Source organism: Phytoactinopolyspora limicola (assembly GCF_011320225.1).
In the GTDB taxonomy this organism is placed as follows: domain Bacteria; phylum Actinomycetota; class Actinomycetes; order Jiangellales; family Jiangellaceae; genus Phytoactinopolyspora; species Phytoactinopolyspora limicola.
The window spans coordinates 76,094-92,995 of sequence record NZ_JAAOEN010000008.1; the positions used below are offsets into that span (position 1 = coordinate 76,094).

General features: G+C 67.4%; 15 protein-coding genes. 8 read left to right on the forward strand and 7 right to left on the reverse strand.

The features are described 5' to 3' along the window. The first annotated feature begins 443 nt into the window (after positions 1-443). Positions 444-665: a DUF1918 domain-containing protein gene (locus G8760_RS18605; RefSeq protein WP_166353943.1), complete on the forward strand. Its 222-nt coding sequence runs from the start codon at positions 444-446 to the stop codon at positions 663-665. Positions 666-880: 215 nt separating this feature from the next. Next, positions 881-1,897, forward strand: coding sequence for a hypothetical protein (locus G8760_RS18610; protein ID WP_166353945.1), 1,017 nt, complete (start codon positions 881-883; stop codon positions 1,895-1,897). 320 nt (positions 1,898-2,217) lie between these two features. Here G8760_RS18610 and G8760_RS18615 read toward each other — a convergent pair whose 3' ends face one another. The 3 genes from G8760_RS18615 to G8760_RS18625 all read right to left on the reverse strand — a co-directional run bounded on the left by G8760_RS18615 (position 2,218) and on the right by G8760_RS18625 (position 5,019). Further along, a complete protein-coding gene (locus tag G8760_RS18615; RefSeq protein WP_166353947.1) occupies positions 2,218-2,829 on the reverse strand; it encodes a hypothetical protein in 612 nt (203 codons plus the stop codon). 70 nt (positions 2,830-2,899) lie between these two features. Further along, a complete protein-coding gene (locus tag G8760_RS18620; protein WP_166353949.1) occupies positions 2,900-4,342 on the reverse strand; it encodes a sensor histidine kinase in 1,443 nt (480 codons plus the stop codon). Beyond that, positions 4,339-5,019, reverse strand: a complete 681-nt coding sequence (locus G8760_RS18625) for a response regulator transcription factor (RefSeq protein ID WP_166353951.1) — start codon at positions 5,017-5,019, stop codon at positions 4,339-4,341. The genes G8760_RS18620 and G8760_RS18625 overlap by 4 nt, the downstream gene beginning before the upstream one ends. 212 nt (positions 5,020-5,231) lie before the next feature. Between G8760_RS18625 and G8760_RS18630 the strand changes: the two genes are divergently transcribed. From G8760_RS18630 to G8760_RS18640, 3 genes are read left to right on the forward strand one after another with little or no spacing between them, the layout of a single operon-like run. Next, the gene (locus G8760_RS18630; RefSeq protein WP_166353952.1) at positions 5,232-6,383 is read left to right on the forward strand and encodes a LolA family protein; all 1,152 of its coding nucleotides are present in this window, start codon (positions 5,232-5,234) and stop codon (positions 6,381-6,383) included. Continuing rightward, the gene (locus G8760_RS18635; RefSeq protein ID WP_166353953.1) at positions 6,380-7,312 is read left to right on the forward strand and encodes an ABC transporter ATP-binding protein; all 933 of its coding nucleotides are present in this window, start codon (positions 6,380-6,382) and stop codon (positions 7,310-7,312) included. The genes G8760_RS18630 and G8760_RS18635 overlap by 4 nt, the downstream gene beginning before the upstream one ends. Next, positions 7,299-8,114 carry an ABC transporter permease gene (locus G8760_RS18640; RefSeq protein WP_166353954.1) on the forward strand — a complete coding sequence of 272 codons (816 nt, stop codon included), beginning with the start codon at positions 7,299-7,301 and terminating at the stop codon, positions 8,112-8,114. The genes G8760_RS18635 and G8760_RS18640 overlap by 14 nt, the downstream gene beginning before the upstream one ends. Before the next feature lie 23 nt (positions 8,115-8,137). Here the strand turns inward: G8760_RS18640 and G8760_RS18645 are convergent, their stop codons facing one another. Both G8760_RS18645 and G8760_RS18650 read right to left on the reverse strand, forming a co-directional pair. Next, the gene (locus G8760_RS18645) at positions 8,138-8,962 is read right to left on the reverse strand and encodes an alpha/beta fold hydrolase (protein ID WP_166353955.1); all 825 of its coding nucleotides are present in this window, start codon (positions 8,960-8,962) and stop codon (positions 8,138-8,140) included. A 300-nt stretch (positions 8,963-9,262) separates the two neighbouring features. Then, entirely contained in the window at positions 9,263-10,219 is a 957-nt protein-coding gene (locus G8760_RS18650; protein WP_166353956.1) for a hypothetical protein, read from the reverse strand. A gap of 381 nt (positions 10,220-10,600) precedes the next feature. Here G8760_RS18650 and G8760_RS18655 point away from each other — a divergent pair, with 381 nt between their 5' ends. The 3 genes from G8760_RS18655 to G8760_RS18665 are packed head-to-tail and all read left to right on the forward strand — an operon-like array spanning position 10,601 to position 15,017. Continuing rightward, a complete protein-coding gene (locus G8760_RS18655) occupies positions 10,601-13,294 on the forward strand; it encodes a bifunctional acetate--CoA ligase family protein/GNAT family N-acetyltransferase (protein ID WP_166353957.1) in 2,694 nt (897 codons plus the stop codon). Between the two features lie 36 nt (positions 13,295-13,330). Further along, positions 13,331-13,912, forward strand: coding sequence for a DUF5998 family protein (locus tag G8760_RS18660; RefSeq protein ID WP_166353958.1), 582 nt, complete (start codon positions 13,331-13,333; stop codon positions 13,910-13,912). Positions 13,913-13,916: 4 nt separating this feature from the next. After that, on the forward strand, positions 13,917-15,017 hold the full coding sequence (locus G8760_RS18665; RefSeq protein ID WP_166353959.1) for an alkaline phosphatase family protein: 1,101 nt from the start codon (positions 13,917-13,919) through the stop codon (positions 15,015-15,017). Between the two features lie 20 nt (positions 15,018-15,037). Here the strand turns inward: G8760_RS18665 and G8760_RS18670 are convergent, their stop codons facing one another. Both G8760_RS18670 and G8760_RS18675 read right to left on the reverse strand, forming a co-directional pair. Continuing rightward, positions 15,038-15,529: a hypothetical protein gene (locus tag G8760_RS18670; RefSeq protein WP_166353960.1), complete on the reverse strand. Its 492-nt coding sequence runs from the start codon at positions 15,527-15,529 to the stop codon at positions 15,038-15,040. Next, the gene (locus G8760_RS18675) at positions 15,529-16,158 is read right to left on the reverse strand and encodes an RNA polymerase sigma factor (RefSeq protein WP_207782494.1); all 630 of its coding nucleotides are present in this window, start codon (positions 16,156-16,158) and stop codon (positions 15,529-15,531) included. Before G8760_RS18675 ends, G8760_RS18670 begins: the two co-directional genes overlap by 1 nt. Positions 16,159-16,902 lie beyond the last annotated feature (744 nt).

The following is a 16,902-nucleotide window of genomic DNA, read 5'->3' on the forward strand; positions in this document are numbered from 1 at the left end:
CCGGTAGGTCCGCGACCTCAGAAGGGCCCCGCCAGCCCAGTCATCCTTCATCCCAGCTCGAGCCCGACGAAGCTGGCCACGAGGAGGTTCCACCGTTCTAGCGTCATGGACGTGGATCGCTGTCAATCGGGAGCTAGGCGGCGAAGTCGCCGTCCGGCCACGCGGCCAGACACATGACAGAAGGCGCGTTGCGGTCTACGTGGTGGCGGGGTGAGTGTGGTGGCGCGGTGAGTGTGGTGGCGGGGTGAGTGTGGTGGCGGGGTGAGTGTGGTGGCGGGGTGAGTGTGGTGGCGGGGTGAGTGTGGTGGACGTTCTCGGCACCCACGACAAGAGGGCTGTATGGCCTAGATCGCGATGACGAGGTGCCCTATGCCTGACGTGGCGCCGGTGATGTGGTGGATTCGTTGAAAGGAAGCGATGCAACGTTCACAGAGGGAGGAATCATGCGAGCGACCGTCGGTGACCGAATTATCGTCAAAGCACACCATGTGGGCGAGCCGGAGCGTGATGGTGAAGTCCTCGACGTGCGTGGAGAGCACGGCGGGCCTCCGTATCTGGTGCGTTGGAGTGACGACGGACACGAGGCGCTGGTGTTTCCGGGGGTTGACGCCGTCATCGACCACTTTGACGACGCGCCGATGTCGCGGTCGACAACACGCCCCTAGGCCCAAGCAGCGGGCAGCGGGCAGGCAGCTGGCAGGCAGCGGGCGGGCAGCTGGCAGCGAGCAGCGACTGGGGTGTTGTGGTCTGGTGGCTGGTGAGGTGTCCGGGGCTGGTGAGGTGTCTGGGCGACTTCGTGGGTGTTGGTCCGAAGCCTTTCATGTGGAGTTGGTGATTCGGTATTCTCCACCGTGCCGAGTGCGGTGTCCGAGGGGGACATGTGGATCTCAGCGCAGCGTTGGAGTTTCTCAGAGCTCACAACATCAATCTTGGCGTGAACAACGCGCTGGTCGCGTGGCGCGCTTTGGAGCGGGGGATCCGAGTCCAGGGTGACGCGAAGGGGCGGGTCCGGATGCGCGCTTACGGCCGGACTATGCGCTTCAAACATGGCTGGACGAACCTTAACCCCAGAATTGTTGGACGCTGCACTGTCAACAAGGACGTGACGAGCCGGCTGTTGCGCCCACGCGGTGTCAGGGCGCCAGAGAACGCGTTTTTTGGCGCCGACGACATCAAGCGCGCTTGGGCCTGGGCGGAGCCGATCCTCCCCGTCGTGGTGAAGCCGAGTAACTCCACGAAGGGACGGCTCGTCTATGTCGGAATCACTGATGTCGACGATTTTGGTGCTGCTTTTGCCAGTGTTGCCGAGGTGTTCGGCGGGGCGTTGGTGGAAGAGTTCGTGCCGGGCGTGGAGCATCGGGTGACGGTGGTCGGCGGCGCAGTGGTGGCTGCTACCCGCCGGGTGGCAGCGAATGTGGTTGGTGATGGCGGCTCCACGGTCGGCGAACTGGTGGCCGAGAAGAACAGGCAACGCGCTGATGGCTCCAATCCCATCCACAAGTACATCGCGTTGGATTCGTTCGCTGATCGTGAGCTGACCCGTCAAGGTTTGACGTTGCAGTCTGTCCCGTCCGCGGGTCAGCGGGTGTTTCTGCGGGCCACTACCAACTTGCACACCGGTGGCGATGCGGTGGATGCGACGGACGCCCTCACGCCCGTCGATATTCAACTGGTGGAGCGGGCCGCCCGGGCGCTCCCGGGGCTGAAGCTGGGTGGCTTCGATGTGCTACGTCCGCCGCCAGGCGATGCCGGCGAGCCGTGTGTGCTGGAGGTCAACATGTCACCCATGTTGTCCATGCATCACTATCCTTGGGAGGGGCAACCGCGGGAGGTCGCCTCACGGTTGATCGACGTGATGTATCCCGAGACCGCTGATAAGGATCATCGTCTGGAGTAGATCGCCGCGAAACCGGCCGATGAGGTGTCGTACGAGCGTCTCCATCAGCTCGTCCCGGCGGCGTGGGAGCGTGCCTTCGTGTTCCGGCCCATCTCGGGTCCCTTGGTTGCCGTTACACCGAGGTGAGCGTGCAGATGACAGAGCTCTGGTGTGGTCGAGGACTGGGCTACGTCGTCCGGCCCGCGTGTCGGTGGGCTCAAACTCGACGTCGGTTCCCTCGCCGATGGCTCCGACACCACCCATGACCTCTACGTGGCAGTCCACTGAGGATCACAGCCGGCCGTGCTGGCAACGGATGGGTCTTAGCTGAAACGTGGTGGCTACATGACCGTGAACGCCGCGACGACGGCGGCAATCATGACGATCCCCACCAGGACGAGGATGGCGACTCCGACCATTTTTATGAAGCTCAGCCGCTCGTACCACGGCAGCGCTTTGGGGTAGGAGGTGGCGAACGTGGGTGGGTCAACCACGTCCGGGTGGACCACTGGCCGCATCCCCAACCGCTGGATCAACGCTGTGCGGTCCTCCCGTGACCAGTGGGTGCTGCGCAGGCGGAGGATAGTACGCCCGGTGCGGTCCAGGAGGAACAGGTTCTCGGCGAAGCGGCTATCCACGATGGAGAGATGGATGTCGGCTACTACGAGCATCGCGATGTCCGAGCGTGGCCACATCCGACGCCGAGGGGTGAGTCCGGACCGGCCGATCTCAGTGGGCGTGAGCACGATGTGTACGCCGCGGAAGTAGAAGTGCAACCCCACGAAGCAGCAGGCAGCCGTGACGACGGCGATGACCAGACCGGCCACACCCTGCTGGATTGCTGGGAACAGCGCGAGCAGGAGGATCACCGGTGGGGTGGCCTTGAGCATCTGTTTGTACTCTTCGCGGCATGGCCGGATGAGGAACTCGTCGGTGCTGGTGTGGACGGACATCGCGCTTAACCTACTGTCTCCCCGGCCGGTGGTGGTTCGCCCCAGCGTGTCCCATCCGCTGGCTCCTGTGCTAGGGAGCGTCATGAGGCTGGGTGCGTCGGGGGTGCCGGATCGGGATCCGGACGGTGAACCGGGCTCCGGGGTAGGCGTCTTCCACGTGGACGTCGCCACCATGCGCCTGGGCTACCTCACGAACGATGGCCAGGCCCAGGCCGGTCCCGCCGGCGTCGCGGCTGCGGGCATCGTCCAGTCGGGTGAAGCGTTCGAAGATGCGTTCCCGGTCCGCGTGTGGCACCGGTGGTCCGTCATTGCTGATCCGCAGATCGGAGATGACCCCGAAACTGCGGATCTCGATGTCGACGCGGTTGGCTGCGTGTCGCAGCGCGTTGTCGACGAGGTTGCGGATCATTCGGCCGAGTGCGTCACGGTTCCCGTACACCCACGCGGGGGCCAGAGCGTCGATGTGGACGGGAACCCGTGGCTCGCGATAGGAGTCGATGACCTCCTCGACCACCTCGCGCAGCTCGATTGGGGCCGCGCTGCTGCGGCGTGGCTCGTCGAGACGGGCCAACACCAGTAGGTCCTCCACGAGCCGCGCCATCCGGTCTACCTCGGCGAGGGCCTCTTGGGCGGTTTCGTGAGGGTCGACGGCCTCGGGGTGTGCCAGGGAGACCTCGAGTTCGGTGCGTAGGGTGGCGATCGGACTGCGCAGCTCGTGCGCGGCATCGGCGACGAAGGCCCGTTGCCGGGCGGAGGCCGTCTCCAGCCGGCGCAACATGTCGTTCAGCGTGGTGGCGAGTCGGTGTAGCTCGTCACGGGCGGCCGGCACCGGCAGCAACCGGCGTTCCCCGGCGCCGGTAATCTCGGCGGCCCCGCTGCGCAGCTGCTCAACCGGCCGGAGCGTGCGCCCGGTGATGAACCAGCTGAGCACGCCGACAGCCACGGCGACGGCGGTGCTGACGGCGATCACCGCCAGCCGGAGAAGGTGTGCCGTGCGGCGTTGCTCCGCCAGAGACACCGCGACGAGGACGGTTTGCGGGTCATCCGGCGGGCCGGCCTGCACCCCGACGGCGCGGAACGGCTCGGCGTGCCCGAGGCGGGTACCGGGCATGGTCACGGCGTCTCCGGCCCGGGCCGCGGCGAGGTCGAGTCCGCCCAGGATCGGCGCCAGCCGGTCTCCTCCGGGGGTGGACGTGAGCACCCGGTTCTGTGCGTCCACGACCTGTGCGACGGCGGCGCCCGAGCTTGGCAGCGGGTCGGTGAGGCGATCCGCTTCGACCAGGGCGGCGATGTCGTGTGCGTGGCTGCGGGCCGACTCGTCGAGGTCGCGCAGCAACACCTGTTGCAGGAGGACGACGATCAAGGCGCCACCGAGGACCAAACCCAGCTCCGCGACCGTGGTGGCGGCGATGGTGAGCTTCGCCCGCAGTGACAGCTTGTCCAGCAGTCGCGCGACGAGTCGGCGTGGCGTGCCAGCGCGCTGCTCACTTGTACCGGCGGGGTTGTCGCTCATGCCAGCTGATCGTCCACCAGCCGGTATCCCGCGCCGCGGACGGTTCGCAGGCTACGCCGGCCATAAGGAGTGTCGATCTTGCGACGTAAGTATCCGACGTAGACCTCGACGATGTTCGGATCGCCGTCGTAGTGCGCATCCCACACGTGCTCAAGCAGTTCGACTTTGGAGACGACTTCGTCACGGCGGTACATAAGGTAGTGCAGCACCCCGAATTCGCGTGGGGTGAGCGCGATGGTCTCCGCGCCCCGGCGTACGGTGTGGGTGGCTGGATCGAGAGAGAGGTCGCCGATGGCTAGCACCGCTGGTCGTTCCGGCGCTCCGCGGCGCATCAGCGCGCGCAGCCTGGCGACGAGCACTACGTACGAGAACGGCTTGGTGAGGTAGTCGTCGGCGCCGACATCGAGCCCGTCGGCTTGGTCGTATTCACCGTCCTTGGCCGACAACATCAAGATGGGTACCCAGTTGCCCTCGGCGCGCAGCGCCTGACAGATCCGGTAGCCCGACAACGACGGCAGCATGATGTCCAGCACGATCGCGTCGTAACGGTTCTCACGGGCCAGGTGCAGCCCCTCCAGCCCGTCCCCGGCCAGTTCCACGGAGAACCCTTCAGCACTGAGCCCGCGCTTGAGCGCCCGCGCCAGTCCACGCTCGTCCTCGACTACCAGGATCCGCATCCGAACGCTCCCTTCTTCGACGCCGGCCACAAGACGGTACCCGCCGAGTGGCGAGCCCGTGTCCACCAACAGTCTGCCGCGCCAGGGTTCCTTTCGTCCCACGAGGTCGTCCGTGGCGGGCAACCACTCTCAGTCCGTTCACAGGGCATGTGCGTCATAGTCAACGGTGAATCAACAGGTCCCAGGGGTTACCCTGGATGGGGAGAGATCCAATGAGTTCGCTGCGTTCTACTTTGTTCAGTTCGTCCAGGTTGCCGTGGACAGTGCCGCTGGCTGTGACGTCACTGGTGTTGGCCACCGCGGTGGCGGTGCCGCGGATCGCCGATGCCGACGCCGACCTTCCGGACCGCAGCGCCGGACAACTTATCGTGGCGTTGGCCGAGTCCCGCGAGGTTCCGTTGGCCGGCACCATCGTGCATTCGGCCGACGTCGGTATCCCGGAGCTGCCTCGGTTCTCCTCGTCTGGCACGTCGCCGCTCTCTCTGCTCAGCGGCGCCACGAGTCTGCGCGTCTGGTACGCCGATGAGACCACGTACCGGCTGGCGCTGTACGGCGACCTCGCCGAGACCGATCTCATCCGTGACGGCAACGACGTGTGGTACTGGAACAGCGATCAGAACGTCGTCATGCATCAACGGGCCGACGAGCTCGAGGCCGCGACCGAGCACAAGCAGAATCCCACCGCTGGGCTGCCCACGGAGACCCTCGCCGAACTAGCCCTGTTGGCGGTGGAGGAGTCCACGGTGGTCGAGGTGGACGGTACCGTCACGGTGGCCGGTCGGGCGGCCTACGAGCTGGTGGCCCGCCCACGCGATGACCGGTCCCTGATCGGTGAGATCCGAATCGCGGTGGACGGCGACCACGGTGTCCCGTTGCGTGTTCAGGTGATCGGCACTGACGGGGGAGACCCAGCGGTAGACATCGGCTTCACCTCTGTCGCCTTCGATGAACCCGACCGTTCGGTGTTCGACTTCACCCCGCCTCCAGGGGCGACGCTCGAAGAGTTCGACATGAGCCGGTGGTTTGCGGACGCCGACGACGAGAAGTTCCCGTCCGACCTCGAGGCGGAGGTGGTCGGCGACGGCTGGACGTCGGTCCTGGTGGTGTCCGGATTCGACCTCGACATGCTGATGGACCACTTTCGAGAAATGACCGACGGTGTGCAGGAGTTCGGCGACCTGTCCGGGCTGGTCGACGCGTTCATCGCGGAAATGCGACCCACCGTCGGACCCTACGGCACCGGGCTGGCTCTCGAAAGCCGGCTGTTCTCCGCGTTATGGCTCGACGACGGCCGGCTGTTGGTCGGCGCGGTGGATGTCGACGTGCTCGAAGACGCCGCTGAAGGGCGCACCTCGACACCGTGACCGCCGCCATCGCCACTACGGGCCTGACCAAGCGGTTCGGCCGGCAGACCGCCGTCGACGCGATCGACCTGAACGTCCCGCAAGGGGCCGTGTACGGATTCCTCGGCCCGAACGGCTCGGGCAAGACCACCACCATCCGGATGCTGCTCGGATTGGTGTCGCCCACCGCCGGCACCGTCGAAGTGCTCGGTGAGCCGATGCCGGTCAACGGCGGCTCGGTCTTGCCCCGGGTCGGCGCGCTGGTGGATGGCCCAGCCTTCCACCCCTACCTCTCGGGCCGGGCCAATCTGGTGCGTTTGGACGCGGCGGACGGCACAACTGGCCGGCGCGACCGGCCGGCCCGGGTGGCGTCGGCCTTGGAGGCCGTGGGCCTGGCACCGGCGGCGGGTAAACCCTACCGCGCGTACTCCCAGGGCATGCGGCAGCGGCTCGGTCTGGCCGCCGCGTTGCTGAAGCGTCGTGAACTGCTGGTGCTGGACGAACCCACCAATGGGCTGGACCCGCAGGGGACCCGCGAGGTGCGCCGGATCGTCGCCGAGGTGGCGGCCGCCGGTACCACCGTCTTCGTATCGTCGCACCTGCTGGGCGAGATCGACCAGATGTGTACTCATCTCGGTGTCATGCGGTCCGGCCGGCTGGTCGCCCAGGACGACATCGGTGCGTTGCGCGCCGCGTTGTCCGCGCGGATCCGCATCGATACCCCAGCCAGTGACGATGCGCTGGTGGTGCTGCGCCGGATCGGCCTCGATCAACCGCGGGTGCTCGCCGGCGGCGGCGTCGTCGGCGAATTGGGCGGGACGCCGTCGGAGGATGTCGTGGACGAGTTGGTGAAGGCGGCGGTGCCGGTACGTCAGGCCGTGGTGGAGCGCCCAGGGCTGGAGGAGCTGTTCGTGTCGCTGACCGGAGAGGGCTTCGATGTCGACGAGTAGCCTGACCGCCTCCGAGCTCGGTTTGGTGCTCCGCCGGCGGCGGAATCTGATACTGCTGGTGGTGCTGGCCGCGGCGCCGCTCATCATCGGACTGGCGTTGCGTCTGTCGACCGGCGAGCCGAGGGGGCCCAACCCGGGCTTGCTGGCCGAGGTAGCCAGCAACGGCCTGTTCCTCGGGTTCTCCGCACTCATCCTTCTCACCCCGTTCTTTATGCCGCTCACCATGGCTGTGGTGTCGGGTGATGCCATCGCGGGAGAGTCCGCGGGCGGGACCCTCCGGTATCTGCTGACGGTGCCGGTGGCGCGCGGGCGGGTGCTGGCGGTGAAGTACACGTCGTGTGTGGTCTTCGGGTTGGTGGCCGCCGTGATCGTGGTGGCATCCGGGATGATCGTGGGAGCGTTGTTGTTCCCGGTCGGCGACGTCACGCTGCTATCCGGGCAGACCGTCGGCTTCACCGGCACGGTCGGCCGGGCGCTGCTGATGGCCAGCTACGCGGCGGTGATGCTGGCCGGGCTGGCGGCCATCGGCATGTTCATCTCGACGCTGACCGAGGTTCCGGCGACGGCGATGGCTACTACGGCGGCGGTCCCGGTGGTGGCGCAGATCCTCGGTGCCATTCCGCAGCTGTCCGGGTTGCACCCGTGGCTGCTCACCGACACGTGGCGGGTGTATGGCGACTTTCTGCGAGAACCCATGATGCTAGAGACGATTCAGCGTGGCTTGCTGACCCAGGCCGCCTACGCGGTGATCTTCTTGTCGTTGGCCTGGGCCCGGCTGACCACCCGAGACGTCACGTCGTAAGAGCCTGCCGGCGCCTACCTGGTCTACTCGGCGGGGCTGCTGGCAAGCAGATGTGAGAGTAGCTGTGCGGGCGCGTCCTCCTGCAACAGGTGTCCCGCGTCGTCGACCCAGTGCAGCTCCGAGTGGGGGATGTGTTGGTGCAACCAGCTCCCATACTCCGGCGGGAGAATCCGGTCCTCGCGTCCCCAGAGCAGCGTGACCGGCACGGCGATCTGTCCGAGTTTGGCCTCGTACGGTTCGGTGTCGGACTGGGAGAGCTGGCGGTATTGGCGATAGAAGGCCGCCTGTCCGGTGGGTCCGAGCCACGGGGCGAGATGCGCCTTGAGCACGCCGGGCGAGAAACCGAGGTGGGTGGCGTTGTTGAGGTGGCTGACGACGAGGGCCTCGTGGGCATAGCCGGGAAGTTGATCGAAGACGTCGGGATGGGTCCGCATGAGCGTGAACAGACCGCGCTCCCACTCGCCGCCGCTGACCGCGTCGAAGATCGTGAGATCGCGGTAGGAGGCGCCCTCGAGAAGCAAAGCACGCAACACTATGGCGCCACCGATGTCGTTGGCGACCACGCTGGGACGGCGCAACTCCCAGTACGCGAGAAGTTCCACGAATCGGCGCGCCTGAGCGGCCAGGGTCAGATCCTGGTCCGCGTTCTGCTCGGATTGCCCGTAGCCGAGAAGATCGAAGACGAAGACGGAGCGCTTGAGGGCGAGCGCTGGTGCGATGTCCCGCCAGAGGAAAGATGAGTAGGGCGTGCCGTGCACGAGCACGATCGGATCCGGCCCGGCGCCGAACCGCGCCCAGCGGACCACGCCGCCGTCGGTCTCGAACGTTTCGGACAAAGTCCAGGCCATGGGAGGTCCTTTCGCTGCCGGCGGACATACACGTTGCCTGCCAGCGTTACCCAACCTCGTCGCGGTTATGACACCGCGGAGCGGTCCGCGATGTCCGCGTCGACGATCCACGTGGGGTGATGGCCTCGACGAGCCGAGAGGTCGCCTGGACGAGCCGAGAGGTTGCGCCGGCGGTTGCCGCGAGGGGCCCGCGAACCGCGGCCGCAGGGGGGCCGGCCGTTCGGGTCGCGGGACCCCGCCGGGGGCACGGGCGGAGAGCCCGCCGACGCAACGTTTCTCAGCGAATCCGGCGTGCTTCGATCACTCGAAGGCGGGACCGGCCTCCGCGGCAGCCTTCTCGCCGTCGGCGACCTTGGCCTCGATCGCGTCGAGGACCTCGTCCTTGCGGTCCGCGGCCGCTGTGGCCAGAGCCCGGCTGCTGCGCGAGCTCAGGGCCGCCGCCGCGCTGGTGTCGCAGTTCTCAGCACCACGGATGCGGTTGTCGCTGACCACCGGTGCCGGGCTGTTGTCGCTGCACACCAGGTCGCCACGGATCACGTTGTTGCTGACGAACGAGTCGGCCTGGTTGCCGGTGAGGGTGAGGTCGCCGCCGAACACGTTGAACCCACAGTCTTGCACCGGCCCGTTGGCCCCGATCTGTACCAGGCCGGTGTTGCCGGTGAACGAGGCGTCGCCATCGATCTCCGACAGGCAGACGACGCTTCCGAGCTCGGCTCCGGTCACCGACACGTTGCCCTCGACCACGGAGTCGTGCAGGTCGGTGAGGTAGGAGCCCTCGCTGGTGACGTTACGGCTGACCCAGCTTTCCTCGAGGAACGTCTCGGCGTTAGTGCTGGTCACGTTACGCTGCAGGTCGGCTCCGAGAGTGTAGAAGAACTCGGAGTCGGTGGCGACGACGTTGAGCTCGTGGACGCTGCCTTCGGAGTACACACCGTAGGCCCCGACGAGCCGGGTGTTGCCGGCGACGTGGGAGTCGACGAGGCTGGCGAAACCGTCGGCGTTCACCCGGAGGTTGCCCTGCACCGTGGAGTCGTCCAGCAGGAGGTTCGCGTCAGCCCGCACGGTGGCGTTGCCGTTGATGGTCACGTTGGTGAGTTCACACGACGCACCCGCCCGGACGACGAGGTCACCCGGGACTGTGACGTCGGAGGCGACACCGTTACAGAACGTGGTGAGGCTGGCCTGCGACGGTACGGCGAAACCGACGGCAATGAGGGCGGCACCGACCGCCATGAGAATAAGTCGTTTCAAGCGCATGGTTTTCTCGTCCCCTTGGATCGCTTGGTTGGCGCACGCTTAGTGCCTCTCCTGCCTCGATGCGGCTCATCCGGGTTGCGGACAATTCGGACAACGGGCATTCGGGCGACCCGAGTGGTCACGACATCGAGCGCGGCGCTCACGATCGGCGAGCGTCCTCGGCACAAAAGACGCGACCCCCCGACCCCATGTGGGGCAAACCGTGCAGTTGGACTCTTTCGGGAATACGGTTGCCTGTCAAGGTTTTGCGCCGCGTAAGGTCGAAAAGACAGAAACGTGTCGCCATTCGGACGGCATGCCGTCACCCGCGCGCCCCCACGGATCATCTCAGGATGTCGCCACGATCATGGATGCGGCGGCCAGATGTTCTAGCCTCGAACCGTGCAGCCCGATCCGACCTACCCGGACCACTGGGAAGCCGACGTGGTGTTGTCCGACGGCGCCACCGCCCACGTGCGGCCAATCCGGGAAGACGACGCCGACCGGCTGGTCGACTTCTATGCCCGCGTCAGCGACGAGTCGAAGTACTACCGATTCTTCGCCCCTTATCCGAGGCTGAGCGAACGCGACGTCGACCACTTCACCCGGGTCGACCACGTCCAGAGAGTGGCGCTGGTGGTCCTGGTCGGCGACGAGATGATCGCCGTCGGCCGCTTCGACCGCATCCGGGCCGGCGAGGCCGAGGTGTCGTTTCTCGTCGAGGACGACCACCAGGGGCGCGGTGTCGCCACGGTCCTCCTCGAACATCTGGCCCAGGCCGCTCGGGAACGCGGGCTCCACCGTTTCGTCGCCGACGTGCTGCCCACCAATCGCAAGATGATCACCGTCTTCGCCGAGGCCGGCTACCGCGTCGACGACCACTTCGAGGACGGCGTCGTCCACGTCGAGTTCGAGATCCTGCCCACCGACAGCTCACTCGCGGTTATGGCCGCACGGGAACACCGCGCCGAGGCGCGTTCCATCGAGCGTCTGCTGACCCCACGCTCGGTCGCGGTGATCGGCGCCAGCCGGTCAGCCGGTAAAGCCGGACAGGTCTTGATCCGCAACCTGCAGAATGGAACCGGCGACAACGGCTTCACCGGCCAGCTCTACGCCGTTCATCCCGAGGCCACGTCGGTCGCCGGAGTCGACGCCTACCGGAGCGTACGAGACATCCCCGGCGAGATCGACCTGGCCGTGCTGGCGGTGCCGGCAGCCGCCGTCAACGACGTCGTCCTCGACTGCGCCGCCAAAGGAGTGCGTGGCCTGGTCGTGGTCGCCGCCGGATTCGCCGAGCGGGGCGACGCCGAGGGCAACACCCGGCAGGCTCGGCTGGTGCGGGTCGCCCGGGCCAACGGCATGCGAGTGGTCGGGCCGAACTGCCTCGGTATCGTCAACACCGATCCCCGGTACTCGCTGAACGCCTCTCTCGCACCGGTGCTGCCGCCGCCCGGCCGGGTGGGGCTGTTCTCTCAGTCCGGCGCGCTTGGTTTGGCGGTTCTCAGCGACGGCGCCGCGCGAGGCCTGGGTTTGTCGACGTTCGTCTCCGCGGGGAACCGCGCCGACCTGTCCGGCAATGACCTCCTGCAGTACTGGCGTGACGACGCGGCGACGGAGGTGGTGTTGCTGTACCTGGAATCGCTGGGAAATCCGCGCAAGTTCTCCCGGCTGGCCCGGCGGGTGGCCGAGGTCAAACCGGTGGTGGTGGTCAAAGGAGGGCGTTCCACGCAAGGGGTGCCGATCGGCCACGCGGTGCGCCCGATCGACGTGCCGCCGGCGGCTCTCGACGCGATGTTCCGCCAGTCGGGTGTGCTACGCGTCGACACCATCGCGGAGATGTTCGACGTCGCCCAGGTGCTGGCGTACCAGCCGTTGCCGAGCGGCGACCGGGTAGGCATTATCGGCAACTCCAGCTCGTTGTGCATGCTCGCCGCCGACGCCGTGGTGACCAGCGGGCTCCAGATCGTCCGGGAGCCCATGGACCTCGGCGTAGCGGCCTCCGCGGAGGACTACGCGGCCGCCCTGACCGACCTGGCCGGATGCGCCGAGGTGGACTCGCTGCTCGTGGTGTTCGCCCCCGCCGTCGACGCATCCAGCGGCGAGGACGTCGCCCGGGTGCTGGCCCAGGCGTCCGCGGCGGGGGAGAAACCCATGGTGACCACCTTCCTCGGCATCCGTGGTGTTCCTCAACAGATGCGCCAGCTCGACGAACTCGGGGTCGCCCAGCGCGGCTCGGTGCCGTCCTACCCGTCGCTGGAGGAGGGCGCGCGGGCACTGGCGCACGCCACGTCGTACGCGGCCTGGCGCCGGCGCCGGCACGGGGCGGTGCCCGAACTCGACGACGTCGACCCAGACGGCGCGCGCCGGCTCGCCGAACGGTTGCTGGCCGCGGCGGATGGCGAACCCGTCGACCTCACCGCCTCCCAGACCGCCACCTTTCTCGCTCACTATGGGATCCGGCTGCTGCCGATGGAACCCGCCCCCACCTTGGAGGCGGCCCTAGACGCCGCGGTGCGCATCGACGGTGAGGTGGTCCTCAAAGCCACTGCCGCCCATCTCCGGCACCGCCCCGACCTCGCCGATGTGTGGCGCAACATCGGCAGCGCCGACGAGATGCGCGACGCTTGGCACACGATGTCGCAGACGCTGGCCGACCCGGCCGAGGCGGCGTTCGTGGTGCAGCCTATGGCGGCCGCGGGTGTACCGGTCGCGGTCTGGTCGCGCGAAGACCCCATGTTTGGCCCCGTGGTGTCGTTCGGGATCTCCGGCGTCGCCACCGAGCTGCTCGAAGACCGCGCCTACCGGATCCCACCCCTCACCGACGTCGACGCCGCCGAGATGGTCCGCGAGGTGAAAGCCGCGGCTCTGCTGTTCGGCTACCGTGGTAGCCAGCAGGCCGATGTGACAGCCGTGGAAGACCTCCTGCACCGCGTGTCGCGGATGTCCGACGACCTACCAGAATTGGACGGGCTCGAGTTGAACCCAGTGCTCGCGGGCGAGAAGGGATTGTCGGTGGTCAACGCCGCGGTGCGGCTGGCCCGCCCGCAGCCACGACCCGATTGGTATGCGCGCCGGCTCGGCCCGGCCACGGCGTGACGCCTAACCAGCGCAGAGCGTGTAAGGATAGGACGCATGGCGGACATAGGGACCCGCGAAGGGCTTCGCATCGCGATTCAGCAGGCCGGCTACTACCCCAACCTTGTGGCGGAGACGCTCGAGACGGCGCTGGCGGGGGAGCCGGTGGAGTCTTTCGTCGTCCACCACGAACCACACTTCGACCGAGACGAGCTGCGCCGGCATGTGAGCGTGCTGGTGCTCACGCCCACTCGGCTGATCGTCGGGCACTCCGACGAGTACCCATCCGACGACACCCACGCAGCGCCATACGCCACCACGTCCACCGAGGCGGTGCCGCTGGCCAGCGTCACGTCGGTGGTGGTCAGCCGCACCGTGCCCACCCCGGCGTCGCACCAGATCGGCGACCGCCCGCTCGACGTGGTCCTGACCGTCGGGTGGGGTGCCATGAGCCGCATCGACCTCGAGCCGGCCACCTGTGGTGATCCCGATTGTGAGGCCGACCACGGCTACACCGGAACCGTCACCTCGGACGACTTCACGCTGCGGGTCAGCGAAGCTGGCGACGGCATGAGCCGGGTCGACGACATGCTGACCTTCTCCCGGGCGCTCTCGGCCGCTACCGTACGGGTGCGGTGACCGCGTGCCCTTGGTGCCCGAGTACGGCGAACGTTCGCTGGCCGACGTCATCCGGTCGGCGCTGGGTGCGCTGGGCGTCGCCGGTGAAGACAACCCCCTGGGGCTCCCACCGGCCAGCCGTTACTGCGTGCTGCTCGTCGACGGCCTCGGATGGAACCTCCTCAAGTCGCACACCATTCAAACCCCGTTCCTGTCATCGCTGCGGCAGCAGCCCATCACCTGCGGCGTGCCGAGCACCACGGCGACCAGCCTCACCAGCCTCGGCACCGGCCTGCCACCCGGTCGGCACGGCGTGCTCGGGTACACCACCCGAATGCCGGGCCGGAACGAGCTCTTCCATGCGCTGAAATGGGAGCCGACCGTCGACCCCCTCACCTACCAGCCATATCCATCGTTGTTCGAGCGGGCCCAGCGCTCCGGCGTGACAACCACCGTCGTGAGCAAACGACGGTTCCGCGACACCGGGCTCACGAACGCCGCGCTTCGCGGGCCGTTCCGGCCGGCCGACTCCTACGGTGAACGGGTGGCGACGGCGGTCAGCGCGCTCGCCGGCCAACCCGCTCTCGCCTACGTGTACGAGGCCGACCTGGACTCCACCGGCCACCAGCACGGCTGCCAGTCGGCGGCGTGGCGGCACCAGTTGGTAATGGTGGACCGGTTCGCCGAAGAGCTCTACGAGTCCCTGCCAGCTGACACCGTCCTCCTGATCACCGGCGACCACGGCATGGTGGACGTCCCGGCGGACGACCGCATCGACGTCGACGACATTCCGGCGCTGCGGGCCGGGGTGACGCTGATCGCCGGAGAGGCCAGATTCCGGCACCTCTACGTCGAGCCCGGCGCCGACACCGACGTGCAGGCCACATGGCGCGAGCAGCTGGGAGCCACCGCGGCGGTACTGCTCCGCGACGAAGCCATCGAGGCCGGCTGGTTCGGCGCGGTGGAGAGCCGGGTGCTCGACCGCATCGGTGATGTCGTGGCCGGCCTACACGGCAGCGGGGCAGTGTGCCAACGCAGCGTGTTCCCAACCGAGGCCAAGCTGGTAGGTCTGCACGGTGGCCTCAGCGAAGACGAACTCTTGGTGCCCCTGCTCCTGGCTCATTGACGCAGGTGGCATGGTGAGCCTCACCCCTGGTCGGTTGTCCAACCGGTGACAAACGGGGTACGGGTGGGGTCGTCGAACTGACATGAGAACGCCAGCGGGCCAGCTGGCACCTCGGTGGCGCGGAACCGGCCGTGGCCGTCCGCCCGGACCTGGACGGCGGCACCGTAGGCGGTGCGGATCTCCACGTTGGCATCACCAGCCGGCAGAACCTGCCCGATCACCCGCCGCCCGGCCGCCGGCTCTCCCACCCTGGCGACGGTGACGATCTCGACAACCAAGGTGGTGCCCTCGGCGTCGAACGTCAACACCCGTGGCGGGGCCGCGGCCCGCAACGCGGGAGCACCGGTAGCTGCGGAGTCGGCGACGAGTTCGGCGAGGATGGCGTCGGCGTTCATCCAGTCGAGGCTGGTGTGAGCCGCGTGCAGCAGGTGCGGGGGTGGTGGATCGAGCTGTTGGAAGGCATCGCGCAAGTCCGCCAGCAGGGCGCGGTCGGCCGCGGTGAGATCATCCATCACCGGCCTCCTTCAACGTCATGGGCGTCATTCGGCCCGCCCAGGAGCTTGCGTAGATGGTTGAGGCAGCGGCTGCGGTTGGGGCCCACACTGCCGACCGGCACGTCCAGGAGTTCGGCGATCTCCTGGTAGCTAAGCGGCGGGTCGGCGAGATAGAGCCGCAACAGGCTCTGACAGCGGGCCGGCAGACGCCGGTAGGCATCGAGAAGTTCATGGTTGCGCTCACGGCGAAGCAGCGCGGCGTCGGGTGCGTCCACGGGTCGCTCAGACACACCGAGGAGCTGTGTCCCGCCATTGTGCACCGCGGTGCCGGCGTCAAGCGCGTCGGCGTCGGGAATCTCGCGGTCGCGCCGCTTGATGAGGCGTAGGCACTCTCGGCGGGCCGTGGTAACCAGCCACGCTGACAGTTGGTCGGGTTGCCGCAAACGATGCAGACTCTCCACCAGCCGTAGCCAGGTGGTTTGGAACGCGTCGCCCGCGTCGGGGTCCGGGAGCCGGTGGCTGCGTACCACCGACCACACCAGACCGGCGTGCCTGTCGACGATCTCGCGCCAGGCCCGCTGGTCCCCTTGGGTCGCCTCGCGAACGAGGTCGCTGATGGAGCAATCCGCCAAACGTTCCCCCGGCAAGTCACTAAGCTCTCCGGGCGGTTCCCGGAAAGCTGCTGGGTGACATTATCCATCGACGATCCCATCCCATGTGATGACCGTCGGCGACGAGCGCGCGACCCCCGACACGAGATGCCGTGTCACACTCACGCGCCCGTCACCCCCGTGGTGCTCCGATCCTGCAAGCAAGGCCCCCTCGCGCCTTTACCCCCTCAGGACGGCTAGCCGCCATCCGTCGTGACGCAACCTGGCTCTCAGGATCCCGACGGTGCGGACTCGGTGGTGAGTCCGCACACAGTCCGGATAAGTGCGCGCGTCGTGGCCCACCGAAGCCGAGACGGCGACTGGTCGGTTCTCAGATGGCGTCACCGTCTCTGCTCCGTTTCCCTCATAAGCACGACGCGACCGGAGGATCCGGACCGTCTTGGACGCCGCAAGGTGGTCAACGGCGCCCACCTATACAGAGCATCCGGGTAGCGGTTTGATACATAATTCCGCAGATTTCTTTCTGGGAGCGCCCAAGTCAGCGTCAGAAGCGGCTCCTACCTGCGGTATCTCTTCTGGGCCGTGCAGCCTCATGAGCTCAGATCGAACGACCTGAAGCAACCGATCGCGGATGATACGACCCCGACCCAGTGGATGGTCGTGCGAGAGGCCATTCTTGGGGTGCGGCAGCGGCGCTCCACGAACACCGTCGCCTACGACCCGGCTTCGGAATGGGAACTCGAGACGCCCGGGCCGGCGCCCGATCTGACGGAACCGGCG

What these genes read in the sequence shown, in the direction of transcription:
- G8760_RS18670 (WP_166353960.1), bottom strand. Translation starts at nt 15,529, where the DNA reads ATGGATGATCTCACCGCGGCCGACCGCGCCCTGCTGGCGGACTTGCGC.
- G8760_RS18645 (WP_166353955.1), bottom strand. Translation starts at nt 8,962, where the DNA reads ATGGCCTGGACTTTGTCCGAAACGTTCGAGACCGACGGCGGCGTGGTC.
- G8760_RS18630 (WP_166353952.1), top strand. Translation starts at nt 5,232, where the DNA reads ATGAGTTCGCTGCGTTCTACTTTGTTCAGTTCGTCCAGGTTGCCGTGG.
- G8760_RS18625 (WP_166353951.1), bottom strand. Translation starts at nt 5,019, where the DNA reads ATGCGGATCCTGGTAGTCGAGGACGAGCGTGGACTGGCGCGGGCGCTC.
- G8760_RS18660 (WP_166353958.1), top strand. Translation starts at nt 13,331, where the DNA reads ATGGCGGACATAGGGACCCGCGAAGGGCTTCGCATCGCGATTCAGCAG.
- G8760_RS18620 (WP_166353949.1), bottom strand. Translation starts at nt 4,342, where the DNA reads ATGAGCGACAACCCCGCCGGTACAAGTGAGCAGCGCGCTGGCACGCCA.
- G8760_RS18650 (WP_166353956.1), bottom strand. Translation starts at nt 10,219, where the DNA reads ATGCGCTTGAAACGACTTATTCTCATGGCGGTCGGTGCCGCCCTCATT.
- G8760_RS18640 (WP_166353954.1), top strand. Translation starts at nt 7,299, where the DNA reads ATGTCGACGAGTAGCCTGACCGCCTCCGAGCTCGGTTTGGTGCTCCGC.
- G8760_RS18615 (WP_166353947.1), bottom strand. Translation starts at nt 2,829, where the DNA reads ATGTCCGTCCACACCAGCACCGACGAGTTCCTCATCCGGCCATGCCGC.
- G8760_RS18605 (WP_166353943.1), top strand. Translation starts at nt 444, where the DNA reads ATGCGAGCGACCGTCGGTGACCGAATTATCGTCAAAGCACACCATGTG.